Source organism: Acetobacter aceti NBRC 14818, from assembly GCF_000193495.2.
Classification (GTDB): Bacteria; Pseudomonadota; Alphaproteobacteria; order Acetobacterales; family Acetobacteraceae; genus Acetobacter; species Acetobacter aceti.
In genome coordinates this window covers 3,091,572-3,104,645 of sequence record NZ_AP023410.1, presented here as the reverse complement: position 1 = coordinate 3,104,645, position 13,074 = coordinate 3,091,572, and the positions used below count along the sequence as shown (strand labels likewise).

Sequence of the window (13,074 nt, the reverse complement as noted above, 5' to 3'; positions counted from 1 at the left end):
TTATCCACCTTGAAAAATAATCTCAGGCGTCAGCCCCCATACGCGTCTGATCCACAAATTTTTCTGTATCATCATCCAGGGTGCGGGATTTCCTGCCTCCGGGACCATGAACATACAGTTCCTTGACGTTCATCTTATCAACGACGTCCGGCTGAATCGGCATCTCATAGCGCGGTCTGCGCATATGATCCGCCAGTTGCAGCTTGGGATTGAAGACGGAATTGAACTTCCAGATCATCTTGACGAAGTTCGTCTGCCCCTTGCTCAGCAGACGGGCGGCAATACCGACCGTATCCCGAAGAGCCGACCATCCCATATGCTTGGTGTTCAGAACCTGCTGGGTTTTCACCAGTTCCTCATAGAACTCAGGCAGGGACAATGTCGTCGGCAGGACCGCGTGCTGAATGTCAAACAGACGATAATCGCGCGTTGTCAGACGACGTGCTTCCTTGTGCCATATCTCGGTGCCGGGATAAGGCGTCGTCACCGAAATATTGACGATATCCGGAATCTCCAGACACCACTGACGGATCGTCTCAAAACGCTCCCTTGTCCATGACGGGTCCGCAATGAGGTTGATCGCCACCATCAGACCCAGTGAACGGGCATATTCCAGCGCTTCAAAGTTGCTATCCACAGAAACACGCTTGCGGAACTTTTTCAGCCCCTCTTCATCGACCGCTTCAAGTCCAATGAAGATGTAACTGAGACCGATTTCGCTCCATTCCTTGAACACTTCCTTGTTGCGGAGGAGGACATCCGCGCGGGTTTCAAGATAATATTCCTTCTTGATCCCGCGCTTGCGAATCTCCGCGGCGATCGCCAGACCATGCTCGGCATGAACAAAGGCAACGTCATCGACGATGAAGACGCCGGGCTCCTTCAGGGCCTCCAGCTCATCAGCGATGACTTTTGGGTCAGCCGTGCGATAGGAACGGCCATAGAACGTCCAGGCGCTACAGAACGTGCAATCCCAGGGACAGCCACGAGCAAACTCGATGGAAGCCGCCGGATCGAGCGTGCCGATGAAATACTTGTTCCGGTGACGCAGCAGGTCACGGGCAGGACGAACCTCATCAAGGCTTTTGACGAATGTCGGAGGTGGCCCTTCGAACCTGGTCGTAACAACACCCGGAACCTGGGAAATATCCCCGTTTAGCCAGCCTTCGAGCAGTGGACCAATGCTGGGCTCGCCTTCGCCCTTGAGAATACAGTCAATCGCGCCTTCCGACAGACCAAGAACGTCCTGCGGAATGAAGGAAACGGAGTGACCACCCACGATGGTGAAACAATCCGGGAAACGGTCTTTCGTCTCCTTACAGAGATCGACGATTTCAGGGATGTTCGCCAGATAATTACCGCAGAAGCAGATAGCATCAGGACGGAACTCCTCGACCAGCTTCCAGTAATCCTTATGCTTCTCAACCTGCAGATCTATGAGCTGCACATCATGGCCTGCGTTTCTCGCAGCGCCCGCTACCAGCTCAAGCCCAAGAGGCTCCAGTCTCAGAAACACTCTTGTGTACATCAATGCGCTCGGATGTACTGCCAAAAGTTTCATTGTGTCGCCTCCGGGATGTCACTTCAGTATTCTTGTTACGTATTGTCGACCGAATAAAGGATGTTGTCACACGTTTAAGGGAAATACCTCCTATTCATTAAGAGGTTACCGAGGCTTGCTCTGCCCGGAATCCGGCTTCCCATATGTGACTTCGGTATCGGGAGTCGCGTTGGATGTGCCTGGTTTCGGCAACGCCGTACCGGCATAAGGCGCAGGCTCATAGCCCTCCCTTACACCGCCACCCGCAGGCGGCGTCTTATAGTTCGCCTCCCGCTCGTGGCGCTCTTCTGCCTCAGCCGCTTCAGGTATATTGCGACCGGGACGCTCCGGCGGAACATCGATATTATCCCCGGCCTTCGGGTCAGTCCCGGACAGCCCGCAGGATGCCAGAAAGGCGACGGGCGTGAAAACCATAACCCATCGCGAAACACTCATTATGGCCGGACGACACATCTCACTCTCTAAGTCGCAGACACCTGATCAAAGTGCGCGGGCTTCTTCCGGCAGCATGATCGGAATCCCATCGCGGACAGGGAAGGCCAGACCGGCCCGTTCGCTGATCAGTTCCGAAGCCTCACGATCATAGATCAGCGGCCCTTTCGTCACCGGGCAGACAAGGAGAGACAGAAGCCGCTGATCCAGAGGGGGCGAAGTCTCGGTGGTCGTCATGACTGTCTCCAAAAAACAAACAGAAATTCTATACTGGCCGGGCGCCGCCGTTCTGCGATCCGGAGAGATCAAGAAGCGACTGCAACACCCGCGCCCGTTCGGTCAGCGTATCCGCCTCAAGCAATGCCTGTTTTTCCGGCGAAGGGAAAGGACAGATCATCGGCAACGCAACCAGAAGGGCGTCATCCGCCATCTGATCGATCACTTCCCACCGCACCCCCATGCCGCGGGACTCAAAATACTCCTTGAGCGATTCCAGCAGCAGTTTCCGATCGAACGGCGCAGAAGGAATCTCATTCAGATCACCTGCATACGCAGAAACATCGATACGGGCGCGACGATAGCCACGCGCCCCTTCGCTCTCGCGCAGATACCGGAAGCGACTGATACCCGTCAGTGTAATGGCATATGTATTGTCCAGCCGTTCCACGAAGGATGTGATGCGACCAATGCACCCGACTTCAAACAGATGCGGTTCGGCAGCGAAATCCTCATCGTCATCAATTTCGCTGAATGGCTGGATGATGCCGATCAGTCGCTGATCGGCAAGCGCATCTTCAATCAGTCCGATATACCGCGGCTCAAACACATTCAGCGGCAACTTCCCCCGCGGCAGCAGCAACGTGCCAAACAGGGGAAAAAGCCCTATTTCCGCCGGAAGGTCCGCAAGGGTGATGTCACCGAGGCGGGGCACTCTCCGCGGGGTGTTGTCATCGAAAAAGTGAGAACCGGTAGCCAGACCCATTCCTCCTCAGGAGAACAGCATGGAAGAGAGACGACGACGCGACGACACGGTCGCCGGGTCCGTATGGCCCCATGCCTCAAAGAACTTGAACAGCAGCTGTTTGGCAGCGCCTTCTTTCCAGTCACGATCCGCCTTGATGATCGCCAGAAGCTCGGAAGCAGCCTCTTCGCGATGACCGGCGACATTCAGCGCGTTGGCAAGATCCATCCGCGCTTCAAAATCGTCAGGATTGGCCGCAATGCGTTTGCGAAGCTCATCGGCTTCTCCTGCGACCTTCCGGCCTTCACGCTTCAGTTCCAACTCGGCACGCGCACCTTCGATCTCCGGATGCGTCGTGATGGCCGCTGGCACATCGGCCAGAGCCGCCGCTGCCGCTTCTTCATCGTCCAGCGCCATCATGGCGCGGATGAGACCGCCCCAGGCCGCCGGATTCTCGGCTTCATCTTCCAGAACAGAGGAATAAAGCTCGGCAGCACGGGCAGGCTCTCCCGCTTCCATTGCCGCACCGGCTTCTACCAGAAGATCGGCACTTGGAAGCGTACCGCCACCAGTTGCTTTCAGAACTGTTTCGACGAACTGCTTGACCTGACTTTCCGGGAGCGCGCCCTGAAACAGGTCCAGAATCTGGCCTTTCCAGAACGCCGCCACCATCGGGATGGACTGAAGCGGCAGTCCCACACGGGTCAGCTGCGCGGCAAGATTGCGGTTGGCCTCGATATCGACCTTGACGAGTCTGACCCGTCCCTTGGCCGCCGTAACCACACGCTCGATAACCGGCGTGAGCTGTTTGCAGGGACCACACCAGTCAGCCCAGAAATCGACAAGAACCGGCACATTGCGGCTGGCTTCCAGCACGATCTGCATGAAATTGGCCTCGGTGCCATCCATGATGATGTCACCGCCAGCCGTCTGCCCCGGAGCCGCTCCCGGAGTGACCGGTGTCGTCTCCCCATGCCGACCGGCTCCGCTACCGGTGGGAGGCGCTGAACGGTTCTGGCCGATTATATAATCCATCGTCTGCAATCCTGCCTTCCTGAAACCGCCACACGCCTGCCCGCACCAGACTCAGCTTGGTTCTGGCTCAGGTTTAGCGCAGGGACGCGAAAACAGAAACCCGCCTTCAGAGTGAACATCCTCATCAGGCAGGCTCCTCAAAACATCACCGTACCGTCGCATTCTCCGGAAAGAAGATAAGCGGCCGCTACAGTTACGCCTTTCAGGTGGATTGAAGGCAGGATCGTTTCAAGAGGGGGACAGCCATGACACGAACAGCGTGTCCCCTCTCCTGCTTCAATCAGGCCAGCAGGCCGCCATCCACAGGAATGGCCGCGCCTGTGACATACCCGGCATCCGGGCGGGCAAGGAACGCCACCATGCGGGCGATGTCTCCGACATGACCGTAAGCGCCGGTCGCAACGAAGCCCGCAAGCGCTGCCGCGCCCTCCGCATCCGCTGGATTCATGTCGGTGTCGATCGGGCCGGGCTCAACCACGTTGATGGTGATGCCTTTCTTACCGAGATCACGGGCAGCACCCTGCGCAAAGCCACGCAGCGCCGCTTTGGTCGCGCCATAGAGAGACAGACCGGGGAACGGCAGACGCCCTGCAAAAGCTGAGCCCATCAGAATGATGCGTCCACCGCTTTTCATGTGTTGAAGCGCTTCCCGCGTCTCGATCATGACGCCGCGGACGTTGAGGTTCAGAACTTTCTCGATATCCTCGATGCTGGCCTGATCGATGGTTGTGTACGGATAAGCGCCCGCGTTGCACACCAGCGCATCAATCCGTCCAAAGTGCTTCACGGTTTCCGCGATGATCTTCTTGTTGCCCTCAACCGTCGCGCCATCGGCCTGAATGGCCTTGGCTTTCCGCCCGATCTGCTCGATTTTCTTGCACAACTCGTTGGCCTGCGCCTCGCTTCGCGCATAGGAAAACGCGATATCGAAGCCATCTCTGGCGAGATGTTCTGCAACAGCAGCACCGATGCCACGGCTTCCACCGGTAATAACAGCAACGCGATCAGTCATGGTTGATATCCCCGTTCTTAATGATGTCGAGAGAGACTTTCGGCCACACAGGATGACAAACGGCAAGACGAACCATCATCACCACACACAGCCTACTTACGCCTTCATGTTGTGAGGTTTGCGCTCAAAAGGCATGAATGGGATAGAATGATCTTCCTAAAAAATTGCCTGATTTTCCACAGAGCCAATCGTCTGGACTGTATTCATGACCTCCGAGACCCTCAGGAAAATCCAGTCGCGCGTCGCTGCTCTCTGTCAGGATAAAGTCGTCAGAACCAACATCTCCTGCCTGACACTCTACAAATCCGAGCGGAAAACCGATCCTGTTCTCTTCGTTTATGAACCCCGTATTTACATCGTCGTGCAGGGCAGCAAGCAGGTCTCTCTTTACGACAGAATCTACGACTATAACGAGCGCCAGTATCTCGTCTCGACCGTCGATCTGCCGGTCTCAGGCATGATCACCGAAGCATCGCCCGACAAACCCTACCTCGCAGCCTGTATTTCCTTTTCTCCGCTGGAGATTCTGGAGGTGATCGAAGCATGCGGCACCGATGCCATGCCCCGTCCTTCTTCCCGTTCAGGGATGGGCCTCAGCGCATTGACCGATGATCTTCTCGATACGGTCCTACGGTTGCTGAATTGTCTGGGCTCTGAACAGGACGTTCATTTTCTCGCGCCCCTGATCAAAAAGGAAATCATCTATCGGATGCTTGCGGGAGAACAGGGGAAAACGCTGTATGACATTGCCAATGACCGGAGCGACCTGTCCGGCATCAATCGCGCCATCGCCTTTCTGAGACAGAGTTTTTCGGAAAATGGCAATATGACCACCCTCCCCTCTCTTGCCGGGATGAGTCGCTCCCGCTTCTACAAGAAGTTCCAGCAAGCCACCAACCTGACTCCCTTGCAATACCGTCTTCGTCTACGGATGCAGGAAGCTCGCCGTATGCTGCTTCATGACACCATGTCCGTGGCGGAAATCGGGTTTCGCGTGGGGTATGAAAGCCCTTCCCAGTTCAATCGGGAATACAGGAAGGTGTTCGGTCTACCGCCTCATGCCGACATGAAACGGATCCGCACGATAGGCATCGATCGCTACAAGGATGAAAACGAAGCGATCTGGCGATAGGTTTTGGGAGGACTTTACTCCACTCCATCAAAGGCTCGCCTGCGGACAGCTCTAAAATAGCCTCAGCCCTTTTGCTGCGCTTTCTGTTTCCCTCCAGCTTTCCGCTGGTTCGCCGGATCATCTACGCGGTTCCACCAGCCACCGCCCAGCGATTGAAACAACCCAACCGTATCGGAGAGCCTCGCGCCCTGCGCCTGCGCCAAAGCCAGTTTCGCCTGCAATTCGGCCTGTTGCGCATTCAGCATCGTCACCCGGCTGACATCTCCCAGACGCAACTGGGCCTGTGAGATGCCGGCGCTTCTCGTTGCTGCCTGCGCCGCGTTCTCTGTCTGGATCAGCATCTCGGAATCATTGTGGACAGCATTCAGGCTATCCGCAACGTCCTCAACCGCCGTGGAGATGGTTGACCGATACTGAGCCGCCGCTTCATCGTAACGGCGACGCGCTCCGGTTTCCTGATGCTGCAACTCAAACCCGTCAAAAAGCGGCTGGCTCAGCATGGCGGCCAGTTCCCACTGCCCAAAACCCGGTGCCGCCATCTGCGCGATGGTCGCAGCCGCAAAGCCCGGCGAGAATCCCAACTGCACATTCGGCAGACGGTTGGCGATCGCCACGCCCACATGCGCGCAGGCAACGTGATAATAGGCTTCTGCTGTTTTTATGTCAGGCCGCTGGTTGATGAGCTGCGCGGGCAGACTGACAGGCAGTTCGGCAGGCAGCGTAAAGCGGGCCAGTTCGAACTCAGGGGTCGGCTGATCCGGCGGATCATTGGCCAGCGCCGCGATCTCGTCATGCAGGGCGTCCAGCGTCTGGCGGAGAATCGGCAATGTCGCACGGGTCTGCGCCAGAAGCGTCTGCTGCTGCGCCAGATCGGCCATCGACACATTGCCCAGCTTCTGCTGCATCTCCATGGAATGCAGCACCCCCTCCTGCTGGCTGATCAGCACATTGGTGACAGCAATTTCCTCACGAACCATCGCATAGGAAATCGCCGCATCCACAGCGGAACTCGTCAGCGTAAGCCACGCCGCCTCAAGCTGGTATTTCTGCGCCTCCCGTTCGGCGGCGGCGGCCTCGACCTGACGGCGCACACCGCCCCACAGGTCCGGCGAATAGGAAATGTTCAGCTGCGCCGTGTGCATATTGTAAAGCCACGAACTGGCCTTCGGCACATTGGAATAGGCCCGCGAGGTCTTGAAACGGGCCGGATTGAAGTAGCCGCTGACCGACGGATACAGCGCGCTTTCCGAAGCCAGCTTGTCCTGCTGGGCGGCATAGAGCGACTGTTTCGCAGCCTCCAGAGACGGATTGCGGGCCAGAACGCGTTTCAGAAGCTGATCGAGTTCCGGATAATGGAACAGCCGCCACCAGTCAGCCGGAATGTCCGCGCCGGGCCGGAATAGCTGATCGCCATCCTGCGCCGACTGCGCTCCGGCCCGACCACCGCTGCTCTTCGGCAGCCCGCCCTGAACGTAAGACGTGACAGGCGCAGCGGGCCGATGAAAGTCCGGACCGATCGCACAGCCCGCCAGTATCAGGACGCTGGAAGAGACGCACACATAATGCGGCAAGCTTCTGGAAAGACCACACCGCTTCATTACTGGTCTCCCCCGTCACCATTCTGAAGCGCATTCATCCGGCTCTGACGACGCCGTTCGAACATGGCTTCCATCTCGGCGTAATAGGTCGGCAGAATGAACAGGGTGAGGATGGTGGCGATCCCCAGTCCACCCACCACGACCGTCGCCAGACCGCGCTGCACGTCCGTGCCGATGCCGGTTGCTATCGCGGCGGGCAGCATGCCCACGGAGGCGACCGTCGCCGTCATCAGAACGGGACGGAACCGCTCGCCAGCCCCTTCCAGCACGGCGTCACGCAGAGAATTCCCCTCCGAGCGCAGGCGATTAATGTTGGAAATCATGATGATTCCGTTCTGGATCGCCACGCCGAACAGCGCGATGAAGCCGACCACCGTGGCGACGTTCAGGGTCTCTCCGCGCACATGCAGAGCGATCAGGCCGCCCAGCGTAGCCAGAGGCACGACGGCCAGCACCAGCACAGCCTGACGGAACAGGCGGAATTCGCCGAACAGAAGCATCAGCATCACGGCGAACATGATGGCCAGCGCCACGCTCAGACGCGCCTGCGCCCGCTGCTGCTGCTGGAAGGTTCCCGCCCATTCCAGACGATATTTCGTGGTGTCGAAATGGACTTCACGATCGATATGGGTCTGGGCATCCGTCAGATACTGCGACAGAGGCCGGTCACCATTGTTTACGCGGATGGTGATCTGACGCCGGTTATATTCGTGCGCAATATTGCTCTCGCCCGTTCCCAGCCTGATTTTCGCCAGCGCTTCGAGCGGGATGTGGTCACCAGAGGTGCCGGTCAGAGGCAGGTGCCCCAGCTTCTGAAGGTTGGCCGTCTCGTCCGGCTGGAACCGCACGGTCATATTGTAGGTGCGATCGCCGACATAGACCTGCGTGACAGGCGCATCGCCGATGCCGTTCTGGATCACCGCCATCACATCGGCGACCGAAACCCCGTAGCGGGCGATGGCCGGTCGATCCACCGTAATGGCAAGCTCCGGAATTTCCGGTCCCTGAAAGATCGAAGCGTCGCGTGTGCCGGGAACGGCATGCAGAATACGCACGATCTCGTCGCCGATTCGTCGCAACTCTCTGAAATCCTGACCATAAACACGCAGCACCAGCGGTGAGTGAGCGCCACCGACAAGGTCATTCATGCCGTCTTCAATCGGCTGGCTGATATCGAAGCTGATGCCGGGGATCTGCCGCAACCGGTCGCGCAGACGGCGCTCGAACTGCGCCTTGTTCTCGCCGGAAGGCCACGTGTTGTAGGGCTTCAGCCCCACCGGCATTTCAATATGAGACGGCGTCCAAGGGTCCGTGCCGGAATCATTCCGCCCAAGCTGTGTGATGGCGTAGGAGGTTTCGGGAAACTCCTTCACTGCCTTGCGGATTTCGCTCGCCATGGCGCTGGCCTTGTCGAGCGAGATACCGGACGGCAGCCCCACCTGCAGCCACAGAGCACCCTCATCCAGTTCCGGCAGAAACTCGCGTCCGGTGCTCAGCCCCAGCACGATCACCAGAGCAAAGGCCGCCCCACCCCCGAGATAGGCCAGAAACGGCCGGTCCACGATATGCCGCAGCCAGTGGATATACTGATGGTGCAGCCATTCGAGCGGTCGGTTGTGAAACAGCCGGTGCGGGTTGCGCATGGCCAGCCACGCGAGAGCAGGCGTAAGCATCGTGGCGCTGAGCAACGCGCCGAACAGCGCGAAACTGACCGTAAACGCCATCGGACGGAACAGCTTGCCTTCCGCCCCGTCGAACGCGAACAGCGGGCTGTAGGCCACGATGATGATCAGCGTCGAGAACAGGATCGACCGTCCGATATGGTTGGTGACTCCGAGAATATCCTTCATCTGGATCTTCTGCGTCGGTCGCTCTTCGCGGATGCGCAGGATCGCTTCCGTCACCACGATGGCCCCGTCCACCACCACGCCGAAATCGATGGCGCCCAGTGAAAACAGGTTCGCGGGCATCCCCGCCAGATCCATGATCACGAAGACCATCGCCAGCGCCAGCGGGATGGTCACCGCCGCCACCAGCGCGCTGCGCGGACTGCCGAGGAACACCAGCAGCACCACGACCACCAGCAGAACGCCCTTGAAGACGGTGTCCATCACCTTGTCGGTGGTCGCATTCACCAGCGTGTCGCGGTCGATATAGGGAACGATCTTCACGCCCAGCGGATCAAGCTGCTTCTGCAACAGCTTCACCTGAGCATGAACCTTTTGCAGCACCAGCGAGGCGTTCTGACCGCTGAGCATCGTCACGATCCCCTCGATCGTGTCCGGGTTGGAATCCTTACCTAGAATGCCTTCCCGCACCTGATGCCCCATCTGGAGACGCCCCAGATCGTTCAGCAGGATCGGCACGCCATGGTGCTGGTTGACAGCAATCTCGCCCATGTCGTCCAGTGTGCGCACAAGCCCGGAGCCGCGCACCACATAGGACTGGTCGCCGCGCGTGACACGACCTCCTCCGGCGTTGGCGTTGTTATTCTGCATCGCCGTGATGACGTCGTTCAGACCAATGCCGTAACGCTGCAACGCGCCGGGATTGAGGACGAGCTGATACTCCTTGGTGAAGCCGCCGAAATTGTTAACCGCCGCGATGCCCGGAATCTGCTGGAGCGCCGGCATGACGATCCAGCGCTGGATATCCGAAAGCTGCATCAGGTTGGCGCGGTCGGACTCCAACGTGTAGCGATAGATCTCGCCGGATGGTCCGGTGACAGGGCCAAGACCCGGTGTCGCTCCATAGGGCACGGAGACCTGCGCCAGCTGTTCGGTCACGCGCTGCCGGGCGAAATAGACGTCCGTGCCGTCCTTGAAGATCAGCGTGATCAGGGACAATCCGAAGGTGCTGCTGGAGCGCGTGTCCACGATCCCCGGCGTGCTGGCGAGCTGCCGTTCGAGCGGAATGGTGATCTGCTGCTCGATCTCCTCGGCGGCCAGACCGGGCACCTGTGTCGAGACCTGCACGGTCGCCGCGCCGAGATCGGGATAGGCTTCGATGGCGATGTTGCGCCATGCGAAAAGCCCGGCGATAGCCAGAATGAACGCACCCAGAAAAACGAGCTTACGCTGACGCAGGCATCCCGCGATGATGGCGTTAATCATCGTTGAGCAGGACCGCGCCGGTGGTCACGATACGGTCTCCCGGAGCCAGTCCCGAGGTCACGCGGCAAAGAGCGCCGTCGTCATAGATCACCTGCACGATCTGGCGCTCGAACACATGCGTGGATTTTTCCACGAACACTGTCACCTGATCATTGTTCATGACCAGCGCCGACTGCGGCACGGAGATGGTTTCCGGCTGCGGCGCCATGACCGTCATGTTGGCATACATGTTCGGGTGCAGCTTGCGATCCAGATTCTGCAGAATGACACGCACCATCAGCACCTGCGTGTCGGCCTGCATGATCGGCTCGATACCGGACACGGCGGAATGGAAGATCTGTCCGGGGAAAGCCGGAAGAGTCAGATTGACGGCCTGTCCGAGTTCCACGTTGCGGATATCGCGCTCGGGAACACTGGCGACGGCCCAGACCTCGGCGATGTTGGTCACTACCGCCAGCGGCTGCGTCAGATCCACCACGTTCATGCCCGCCGTAGTGTTGACGCTCCCGACCGCCCCCTCGATCGGCGAACGCAGCGTGATGACGCCGCCCGCATTGACGCTGGTGGAGAGGGATTCAAGATGCGTGCGGGCGCGTTGCTCTTCGGCCTGCGCCTGAGCGTAGCCGGTCTTTGCGGTCTCCACATCCTTGACCGCCTCGCCTCCGGCCGCCAGCACGCCCTGCGCACGGCGGAGCATCCGACTGGCGAGATCGAGTGCTGCCTGCGCCTTCAGTTCGTCGGCAGATGCCTGCGCTGCGTCAGCAGAGAGGATATGGGCAATTTCGTCACCGACATCGACGTGCTCACCCACCCGGACGGCGACATCGAGCACCCTTCCGGTCGCAGGCGCAAAGACCGTTACATTTCGGGCCGGTTCCGCCACGATGACACCGGGAGCGGTCGTGCCACGGTTCCAGTGACTGACACTGACCGCCGAGACCGCCAGACGCCTGTCCACCGGCGAGCCTTCCGGCACCACGATCTTCCCATCCGCCCTGTGCTGCACGGGTGCCTGTCCATCCGCATGCGCCGAACAAACCGTCAGCACGCCCATGCACAGCAATGCGGCGGCGCACCCGACCCTACGCATCAATGGCTGTGCGTTCCGGACAGGCGAGCCGAAGACAGAACCGACCGCCGAAAGAGCGACCTTGAACCGCACGATACAGGGGTCATGAGTCTTCATTATGAACCAAAGGATAAACCAGAGAACGGAACAGCGGGCGGCGGCAAATTCTCTGATGCAATGGCCAGCGACCTGCCTGAGAATGCGTCCCTGCACCTAGAACACAGGAGCAGGCAGCGCAACGGGCGAGCGGTCTTTAGCCCCGGATCATGACCGCAACAACAATTACATTTGCATGACGATCGTGGTTTTCTGATGAACGCGGACAGTCCGCCCTATCTTTTTGGCGCGATCATTTCCTTTTCAGGATAAAGGCAGTCCTTCGTCGCCCCGCAGCGCCAGCACTCGGGCCGCCGGGCCTTGCAGACATACCGTCCCTGCAGGATCAGCCAGTGATGCGAGTCCCGCAGCAGCTCACGCGGGATACGCGCTTCCAGCGCGTTCTCCACATCCAGAACCGTCTTCCCCCGCGCCAGTCCCGTCCGGTTGGCCAGCCGATAGCAATGCGTATCGACCGGCATGGCCGGAAGTCCGTAGGCGACGTTCAGAATGACATTCGCCGTCTTGCGACCGACCCCGGGCAGTGCTTCCAGAGCGTCACGGTCCGCAGGCACTTCACCATTGTGGTGGGCAAGCAGATCACGCGACAGGGCGACGATGTTCTTCGCCTTGTTCCGCCACAGGCCGATGGTCTTGATATATTCGCCGACCGCTTCCTCGCCGAGCACCACCATTTCTTTCGGGCCGGGGGCAACCGCAAACAGCGCGGGCGTCGCCTTGTTGACCGAACTGTCCGTCGCCTGCGCCGCCAGCGCCGTAGCGACGAGAAGCTGATAGGGCGAGCTGAAAACAAGCTCGGTTTCCGCATCCGGCCATGTCTTCGCCAGATCGGCCAGAAAGCGGGTGATTTCCGGCTTTGTCATATCACGGGGAGCGATGGCGGTGCCGTTGGGGAGACGGGATGTGTCTGCTTTGGCGGCTGGTGTGGTTTTCTTGGAACGAGTGGAGGGCATGGGGGTGTTATTCGATAGAATGAGCAGTTCGTCAAAGCGGGGAAGCTGACAGTCCGACTGCGGTTCATCCGAACGTGCAACCGGCCCCACA

At 59.1% G+C, this 13,074-nt stretch carries 11 protein-coding genes; 1 reads left to right on the top strand and 10 read right to left on the bottom strand.

Going from position 1 to position 13,074, the window contains the following annotated elements:
* Positions 1-22: 22 nt before the first annotated feature.
* From hpnR to EMQ_RS14270, 6 genes are all read right to left on the bottom strand, one after another.
* Positions 23-1,561 (bottom strand): hopanoid C-3 methylase HpnR, encoded by a 1,539-nt coding sequence (hpnR, locus tag EMQ_RS14295; protein ID WP_010666730.1) that lies wholly within the window; start codon positions 1,559-1,561, stop codon positions 23-25.
* A gap of 105 nt (positions 1,562-1,666) precedes the next feature.
* The gene (locus tag EMQ_RS14290) at positions 1,667-1,975 is read right to left on the bottom strand and encodes a hypothetical protein (protein ID WP_010666731.1); all 309 of its coding nucleotides are present in this window, start codon (positions 1,973-1,975) and stop codon (positions 1,667-1,669) included.
* Between the two features lie 66 nt (positions 1,976-2,041).
* Positions 2,042-2,230, bottom strand: a complete 189-nt coding sequence (locus EMQ_RS14285) for a Trm112 family protein (protein WP_010666732.1) — start codon at positions 2,228-2,230, stop codon at positions 2,042-2,044.
* Positions 2,231-2,258: 28 nt separating this feature from the next.
* Entirely contained in the window at positions 2,259-2,975 is a 717-nt protein-coding gene (locus EMQ_RS14280; protein WP_010666733.1) for an LON peptidase substrate-binding domain-containing protein, read from the bottom strand.
* 6 nt (positions 2,976-2,981) lie between these two features.
* Positions 2,982-3,989 carry a tetratricopeptide repeat protein gene (locus EMQ_RS14275; protein ID WP_010666734.1) on the bottom strand — a complete coding sequence of 336 codons (1,008 nt, stop codon included), beginning with the start codon at positions 3,987-3,989 and terminating at the stop codon, positions 2,982-2,984.
* Positions 3,990-4,269: 280 nt separating this feature from the next.
* Positions 4,270-5,001, bottom strand: coding sequence for an SDR family NAD(P)-dependent oxidoreductase (locus EMQ_RS14270; protein ID WP_010666735.1), 732 nt, complete (start codon positions 4,999-5,001; stop codon positions 4,270-4,272).
* 205 nt (positions 5,002-5,206) lie between these two features.
* Here EMQ_RS14270 and EMQ_RS14265 point away from each other — a divergent pair, with 205 nt between their 5' ends.
* Positions 5,207-6,133 carry an AraC family transcriptional regulator gene (locus EMQ_RS14265; RefSeq protein WP_010666736.1) on the top strand — a complete coding sequence of 309 codons (927 nt, stop codon included), beginning with the start codon at positions 5,207-5,209 and terminating at the stop codon, positions 6,131-6,133.
* A gap of 62 nt (positions 6,134-6,195) precedes the next feature.
* On the opposite strand, the gene EMQ_RS14260 is transcribed toward EMQ_RS14265, so the two are convergent.
* From EMQ_RS14260 to nth, 4 genes are all read right to left on the bottom strand, one after another.
* Positions 6,196-7,731 carry an efflux transporter outer membrane subunit gene (locus EMQ_RS14260; RefSeq protein WP_010666737.1) on the bottom strand — a complete coding sequence of 512 codons (1,536 nt, stop codon included), beginning with the start codon at positions 7,729-7,731 and terminating at the stop codon, positions 6,196-6,198.
* Positions 7,731-10,844 carry an efflux RND transporter permease subunit gene (locus EMQ_RS14255; protein WP_010666738.1) on the bottom strand — a complete coding sequence of 1,038 codons (3,114 nt, stop codon included), beginning with the start codon at positions 10,842-10,844 and terminating at the stop codon, positions 7,731-7,733. Before EMQ_RS14255 ends, EMQ_RS14260 begins: the two co-directional genes overlap by 1 nt.
* Positions 10,837-12,006, bottom strand: a complete 1,170-nt coding sequence (locus EMQ_RS14250) for an efflux RND transporter periplasmic adaptor subunit (RefSeq protein ID WP_231367915.1) — start codon at positions 12,004-12,006, stop codon at positions 10,837-10,839. Before EMQ_RS14250 ends, EMQ_RS14255 begins: the two co-directional genes overlap by 8 nt.
* A 239-nt stretch (positions 12,007-12,245) precedes the next feature.
* A complete protein-coding gene (gene nth / locus EMQ_RS14245; RefSeq protein ID WP_010666740.1) occupies positions 12,246-13,073 on the bottom strand; it encodes an endonuclease III in 828 nt (275 codons plus the stop codon).
* Position 13,074 lies beyond the last annotated feature (1 nt).

Excerpts from the sequence above, each read along its gene's own strand:
- EMQ_RS14270 (WP_010666735.1), bottom strand. The coding sequence starts at position 5,001 with ATGACTGATCGCGTTGCTGTTATTACCGGTGGAAGCCGTGGCATCGGT.
- EMQ_RS14265 (WP_010666736.1), top strand. The coding sequence starts at position 5,207 with ATGACCTCCGAGACCCTCAGGAAAATCCAGTCGCGCGTCGCTGCTCTC.
- hpnR (WP_010666730.1), bottom strand. The coding sequence starts at position 1,561 with ATGAAACTTTTGGCAGTACATCCGAGCGCATTGATGTACACAAGAGTG.
- EMQ_RS14275 (WP_010666734.1), bottom strand. The coding sequence starts at position 3,989 with ATGGATTATATAATCGGCCAGAACCGTTCAGCGCCTCCCACCGGTAGC.
- EMQ_RS14280 (WP_010666733.1), bottom strand. The coding sequence starts at position 2,975 with ATGGGTCTGGCTACCGGTTCTCACTTTTTCGATGACAACACCCCGCGG.
- EMQ_RS14260 (WP_010666737.1), bottom strand. The coding sequence starts at position 7,731 with ATGAAGCGGTGTGGTCTTTCCAGAAGCTTGCCGCATTATGTGTGCGTC.
- EMQ_RS14290 (WP_010666731.1), bottom strand. The coding sequence starts at position 1,975 with ATGGTTTTCACGCCCGTCGCCTTTCTGGCATCCTGCGGGCTGTCCGGG.
- EMQ_RS14255 (WP_010666738.1), bottom strand. The coding sequence starts at position 10,844 with ATGATTAACGCCATCATCGCGGGATGCCTGCGTCAGCGTAAGCTCGTT.
- EMQ_RS14285 (WP_010666732.1), bottom strand. The coding sequence starts at position 2,230 with ATGACGACCACCGAGACTTCGCCCCCTCTGGATCAGCGGCTTCTGTCT.